This is a genomic window from Staphylococcus devriesei (assembly GCF_002902625.1).
Taxonomy (GTDB): Bacteria; Bacillota; Bacilli; order Staphylococcales; family Staphylococcaceae; genus Staphylococcus; species Staphylococcus devriesei.
Window position 1 is genome coordinate 82,282 of the sequence record NZ_PPRG01000002.1, and the last position, 6,204, is coordinate 88,485.

General features: G+C 31.4%; 7 protein-coding genes. 2 read left to right on the top strand and 5 right to left on the bottom strand.

Annotated features, from left to right (window positions below; all coding sequences use genetic code 11):
* Positions 1–77: 77 nt before the first annotated feature.
* Positions 78–563, bottom strand: a complete 486-nt coding sequence (locus CD147_RS00500; protein WP_103165508.1) for a hypothetical protein — start codon at positions 561–563, stop codon at positions 78–80.
* A gap of 192 nt (positions 564–755) precedes the next feature.
* Complete coding sequence (gene norA / locus CD147_RS00505; RefSeq protein WP_103165509.1) at positions 756–1,928, bottom strand: multidrug efflux MFS transporter NorA; 1,173 nt, start codon at positions 1,926–1,928, stop codon at positions 756–758.
* A 429-nt stretch (positions 1,929–2,357) separates the two neighbouring features.
* Between norA and CD147_RS00510 the strand changes: the two genes are divergently transcribed.
* Entirely contained in the window at positions 2,358–2,975 is a 618-nt protein-coding gene (locus CD147_RS00510) for a DUF1361 domain-containing protein (RefSeq protein WP_103165510.1), read from the top strand.
* The gene (locus CD147_RS00515) at positions 2,972–3,250 is read left to right on the top strand and encodes a hypothetical protein (RefSeq protein WP_103165511.1); all 279 of its coding nucleotides are present in this window, start codon (positions 2,972–2,974) and stop codon (positions 3,248–3,250) included. Before CD147_RS00510 ends, CD147_RS00515 begins: the two co-directional genes overlap by 4 nt.
* A gap of 91 nt (positions 3,251–3,341) precedes the next feature.
* Here CD147_RS00515 and CD147_RS00520 read toward each other — a convergent pair whose 3' ends face one another.
* From CD147_RS00520 to CD147_RS00530, 3 genes are all read right to left on the bottom strand, one after another.
* Entirely contained in the window at positions 3,342–4,715 is a 1,374-nt protein-coding gene (locus tag CD147_RS00520) for a cryptochrome/photolyase family protein (RefSeq protein ID WP_103165512.1), read from the bottom strand.
* Positions 4,716–4,952: 237 nt separating this feature from the next.
* Positions 4,953–5,258 (bottom strand): hypothetical protein, encoded by a 306-nt coding sequence (locus CD147_RS00525; RefSeq protein ID WP_103165513.1) that lies wholly within the window; start codon positions 5,256–5,258, stop codon positions 4,953–4,955.
* Positions 5,259–5,351: 93 nt separating this feature from the next.
* A partial coding sequence (locus CD147_RS00530; RefSeq protein ID WP_169926892.1) for a CobW family GTP-binding protein occupies positions 5,352–6,204 on the bottom strand: 853 nt, incomplete at its 5' end.

The window sequence follows — 6,204 nt, forward strand, 5'->3', positions numbered from 1 at the left end:
AATTTATATAGATAAGTTTACTACTAAACTATCTTAAATGAAAAAAGCGCTCTTTTCTCATTTAAGAAAAGGCGCTATCAGTTTCCCCTATTATACGTTGCATCAATTTTACCAATTTTATCAACCGCTATTTCAGTTTGTTGATTACTTTGATTGGAATGAATAGAAAATGTTACATCTTGGCTTGTTTCATCTGTTTGATCTAATGCTACTATTTTTCCATAACGTTGTTCAGCATAATTTTGAGCAAACGCTTTACATTCTACAGTTGAATACGTATGTTGATGCTTCTCATTAGTTGCTTGTTCCGTAGTTTGTAATTGATTGTATTGCACTCCCGCTTTACGTTCATTGTTATCTTTTTCAGAAGCTTTAGCCGTGTGAGTAGTGTTGATATTTAATGTATTTTCAATTGCTGATACGTTACCCATCTTTGAAAATGTAGAAATCGTTTGATGTACTTTGGCCAAAGCGTTTTGATTTGTGGCAATAAATAATAAGAAAGCTAAACAAATTGATAAAATTACAGCTATCATACCTAAAAGTATGTTTTTTAAATACATCTCCTTACCCACATTTCCTCTTAATTTTTATTTATCTTAACATACAAATAGAGTAAAAATAATTAGGTAGACTGCAATTTAAAATAACTGTAATCTTTGTAACAGTTATATTACCGAACGACTTTATATTGTTACAAATTATCAATTTAAATGTAAAAAAAGTATTTCTTTGTTAACTTTTTAAGTGTTTATTTATTGTGATGAATGTTTATGACGTCGACTGGCTTGCATCGCCTTTTCAACAAAAATAATTATAATACCAAAAATCATTACAATAATAGCCATATATAGTGGAAACTCTAAATTAATATCGAAGAGCATACCAGCGACAAGTGGGCCTACAAAGTTACCCATACTAGTGAATGTGGAGTTTAGTCCTCCCGCGAAACCTTGGCGGTTGCCCGCAATATTTGAGAAATAATTAGTTAGTGCCGGGCGAATCAAGTCAAATCCTATAAAGACGATAAAACTAATTAACATGATAGACCAATAGCTATTAGATACAATGAGCAGTCCTAGAACTATCGCCGAATAGAGTAGTGACCAAATAATGAATGTTAATTCAGTCATATATTTCATAAATTTATCAAAGAAGAAGACTTGGAATACCGCACCTGCTACACCACCACCGACAATAGCGATTGAAATGTCACGAGGTGTGTAATGCGCTTTTTCTGAAGTGTATAATGAGAACAACGTTTCAAATGATGATAATCCAAAAGCTAAAACAAGTGTCAAAATGATAGGTGTAATAAATACTTTCCAATTTATCTTAGAAAATTGTTCCGTTTCGAACATTTGGAAACCTTCTGTTGTTTCTTTACGTGGGTTATGAATTAATAGTAAAGACATAATGAATGCTAATACCCCTAGCACACCTGCAAAATAGAAGGGCGCCCGATGAGAAAATTCTGCTAAAAATCCTCCGATACCCGGGCCGAGTATAAAGCCTGAGTTAATAATCGCTGACATATAACCGAAATTCTTCGCTTTATCTTTAGCAGGCGAAATATCGGCAATCATGCCTGTTACACCCGGCATAACCATTCCTGCACTGAAACCACCTAAGATTCTTGAAATAATAAGAATAGAAAAACTATGTCCAACTGCAAATAAGAATTCTGAAATTGCGAATAAACTTAAGCCAATACAGATGATTAATTTTTTACCTAATTTATCTGCAAGCGTACCACCAAATGGAGATATGAGCATTTGTGATAACGCAAAGACTGCTACTAAAACGCCTAGATCACTACCTTTTAATCCTAAATCTTTTAAATATACCGGTAATACTGGAATAACTAGCCCAATCCCTACGAAGATTAAGAAAATATTAAAGTAGAGTGTAAATAATTGTTTTTTCATGGTCACACCTCTTTTCATTAATTGAGAGTTTGTTAACAGAAATCTAGGGAGTGACGACGGAAATCTTATATATTTTCAAATATTCCGTAGTTCGCCCTAGCAATGTTAATGAGTGATGAGAAAAGTAAGATTTTAACCCATCTTTATCATACAATATCGTGACATTGTATACTATTTCTTCTCTATATTACAATAGTAAATTTTAAATACTAAGTAATTAATTTTACTACTTTTACGGTATTTTTATGAAATGTGTTCAACTTAAAATTATATTTTCTTAATTTAAAATTCATTTTGTGAGTCGTATTTAGTTTAGCTTTAAAATATATTGTTAAATTATTTGATTACAATCTTGGGAACGTTTATTATTAAAAATTGACTAACTTAAATGAGCCTTATAATTAATAAATTAAGAAAGTAGTGTTTAACATGACCGCACGTTATATTGCGAGAATATATTTTATTATTCTTTTTATAATTTCGTTATTTGAAACACGGGTCTTTAATTTTATGAGTTTAAATCTATTCCTAGCGTACGTGCCTTTCGAATTGTGTTTACTCTTAAGATTATTTAGACCTAGAAAAACGTTTGAGTGGCCGTTATTTATTGTGTTTAGTTTGATTTTTATCTTATTAGTTCCAAATACATTCTATATGTTGACGGATTTAATTCATTTAAATCAATTTACTTTTGATTTTTATATGCGACTCAATATAATGGAATGGATTTATTTCACTTATTTATTACTTGGTGTCTTTTTAGCCATCTATTGTATGATTCTTATTTACATCGAATTATTACATTTCACTTCGAAAATGTGGTTTAATCGTTCATTAATAATTATCCTTATGTTTTTAAATGGTTTAGGCATTTATATGGGCCGTTTCTTAAGATTCCACACTATACATTTAATCACTGAACCATTTAAAATTGTTCACCAAGTCATTTCATCAATGAATACACACACTATTACGTTTATTTTGTTGATGGTTCTGTTACAAGCTGTCATCATTGTCTTTGTGAAGGGAGTGCGCGTTGCAAAATGATGTTAAATATTCTAATGCTTTTAATTATATTAGTAGCTTTGCAACTGATTATCGGTCATTTCTTTCATGTGATTGGATTTAGTTTATTACACAGTATTATTCTGACATTATTGCCACTTGGTATTGGACTATTCCTTATACAAGTCTTCTACTACGAACGTCGTTATCCAAATTGGAACGTTCCATTAAACGTTAAACTCAGATTAAAATATATGTATATCATTACTTTCTTCGAATATATAGCCGTATATATTTGTCTATTTGTTTTTAAGTAGACTATAGATTAGATGAGTATAAAGAAATAAAGCTCGAGTAGTTTAGGCGCTTCCTAATAAAGGCCCTTGACTACTCGAGCTTTTGCTATGCTTAAATACTCTTAAACGTCTCCATAACATGTTCTCTAGCGTTTTTATGATTCACGATTGGTTTAGGATAATCTGTTCCCAACTTTATACCTTCTTCTTCTAGTTGGGTTTTATTTTTGAGTGGATCATGTATCAATTTAGCTGAAATGTCATCAAAGAGAGGTATAAACTTCTTAATATATAAAGCATCTTTATCAAAACGTTCACTTTGACGAATTGGGTTAAACATTCTAAAGTATGGTACCGCATCTGTGCCTGTTGAGGCTGACCATTGCCAACCATGAACGTTTGATGCAGAATCGAAATCGATTAATTTCTTTCTAAAATAGTCTTCTCCCCATGTCCAATCTATAAATAAATCTTTTGTTAAAAACTGAGACACTACCATTCTCATACGGTTATGCATAAAACCTGTGTTATTTAACTCCGCCATGGCTGCATCTACTAACGGAAAGCCAGTTTGCTCTTCACACCAACGTTGGAAATTTTCATTATCATTAAACCACTTAATTTGACGATATTTTTCATTGAAAGCTTCGTGCGCCGTATTAGGGTATTGAGTCATTAAGACGTAATAAAATTCACGGAACATTAGCTCTCTAATAAATTTTTCAATATTACTTTCATCTTCTTCATAACTTTCTAATAGTTGAGTTATAATTTGGTTAATATCAATAAGCCCATAAGCTAATACAATACTGAGTTGGCTCGTTAATACTTCCGGTAAATACTCACGATTAGTGTCATAATTTTGTATGTCATTATCTAAATATTCGTTCCAGTTTTTTGTTGCTTGGCTTTCTGACAGACCTTCTTGGGCAAATTCTTTATCAAGGGTCTGTTGCGACTTGATGGCAATCTTTGCAATATCATTCAATTTATAATCATATGCAGCATGTTGACGTAGTTTAGCGCGATGCGCTTTATAGAAACTAGTAAACACCTTATAAGGTTCGCCTTGTTTATTCATTGTCAAACTAGGCTTGAAATAATGATTCGCTCTTAAGGTGGTCACAGAGACATCATATTTTTCAAATGCCTTCTTCAAATGACGTATGTCATAAGCTTCTTGATGATAGCTCATAATATCTCCCGCTACCACAATTTCAGATAACCCTTTATCCTTAGAAAAATCTCCTAGTTGACTATAATCAATTAAAAATGGCTCAATATCATGTTTGTATAGTTCTTTTAAAAACTTATCTAGCGTTCCATAATAATAGCGTTCTTTTAATTCTGTACCATCTTCTTCAAATAATTCTTGAGGGATAATAAGATAACATTTATCAATATTATATTGTTGTTGACTTATATATTCAAATAACGGGTTATTATTCACCCGAAAAACTCGATTAAGGATTACGCCAATGTTCATTGTTTCACTCCTGAGACTAAAGTTTATATACTTTACCCCTTTTCCCGAAAAGTAATAGTGTTAAATGAACAGAAAGGAGCGGTTAGGATAAAATTGTTTAGTATTTGAGTATAACCGAGCGATAAGCAAAAAAGATATTATACTTTGATCTATAATTAGGTAGTAGTTGACTGAAAGTGGAAAAAGTATAGTTTCACTATCTAGCTTCGTCTACTCAATCCTATTAAAGTTTGACCATTAAATAATTAAACCGAGTGTTTCACGATTAAGACCGAATACATATAATAAAATAAAGAATGTGGCAGCACTTAATATAGTTAAAATAAGTGTTAAAATCAATGTCCGTTTAAAACGATTCACGAATGCTACAAAGAGTATCCCTAAATTATAAGCGAAGAACAGACCAAATAATGCCATAGAGATTTTTATATTCGTAAAGAAAATATTAATTAATAATACAATAATTGCAAAAATAACATACGGAATAGTAATCCATTTAAATTCAAATCGAATTTGCTTCGTACGTTTATCTTCATTATTCATGCGCAAACCCTCCTACTATTAATATAAAATATCACACTCGCATATTATTTATGTGACAAACTTCTGAACTATTCAGCCATATCATCACTTGTTTTAAGTGAATTGAATCATCTCCAATTGATTACGTAAACGCGCTGTATCAAGTTCTTCACCAATTAACACAATCGTTAATGGTACCTCTTTATTTATAATGCCGTAATCTGGTAATCCCATAGCATATTGAAATTCATAAATTGCTTCAGGAAGATCTCTAAATTTCACAAAGCCTTTCAGACGTAAAACATTATCCGGCAAGCGCATAATAAATTGATAAAACAACTGACGGTCGATAGGAGAAGTAAACGTATATTGCATAGATTGAATGCCATGGTGATGCACATGTGAATGATGATGATCGAATGCTTTTGAATAATGATGTTTATGTAATTGTTCAATATCTATTTGACTATATGTCGTAGCTATTCTTAGAGCATTCGGATTAAGCTTACTCAACTCATTATGTATATTTTGAAGACCTGAGTCATCAATTAAATCTACTTTATTAATAATCATTGCATCACTACATTTCAGTTGTTCTTCCATCAAATGCGAAGTTGAGTGACTATAATCTTCTTTTTTTGAAAATCGTTGTGCATCTACTATTCCAATAATTTGTGGTACTTTCACTTGTTTAACTACTGCTGGGTCTTGGCAAGCAGCAAATATTTCAAGCGGGTGTGCAATGCCTGTAGCTTCTATAATGATATGATTCGTCTGACCTTGTGCTATAATTACTTTTAATTGTTGAACTAAATCTTCATTTAAGTCGCAACATACGCATCCATTAACAAGCGATTTAATAGAAACATTCTCTCCTATTACTAAACTATCTACATCAAAATTTCCAAATTCGTTCATTACGATTGTTATTTTCTCATCTTGTTTTAATAATTGGTCTATATAATGT

Coding starts and splice junctions, on each gene's coding strand:
- CD147_RS00515 (WP_103165511.1), top strand. CDS start 2,972: ATGATGTTAAATATTCTAATGCTTTTAATTATATTAGTAGCTTTGCAA.
- norA (WP_103165509.1), bottom strand. CDS start 1,928: ATGAAAAAACAATTATTTACACTCTACTTTAATATTTTCTTAATCTTC.
- CD147_RS00510 (WP_103165510.1), top strand. CDS start 2,358: ATGACCGCACGTTATATTGCGAGAATATATTTTATTATTCTTTTTATA.
- CD147_RS00520 (WP_103165512.1), bottom strand. CDS start 4,715: ATGAACATTGGCGTAATCCTTAATCGAGTTTTTCGGGTGAATAATAAC.
- CD147_RS00525 (WP_103165513.1), bottom strand. CDS start 5,258: ATGAATAATGAAGATAAACGTACGAAGCAAATTCGATTTGAATTTAAA.
- CD147_RS00500 (WP_103165508.1), bottom strand. CDS start 563: ATGTATTTAAAAAACATACTTTTAGGTATGATAGCTGTAATTTTATCA.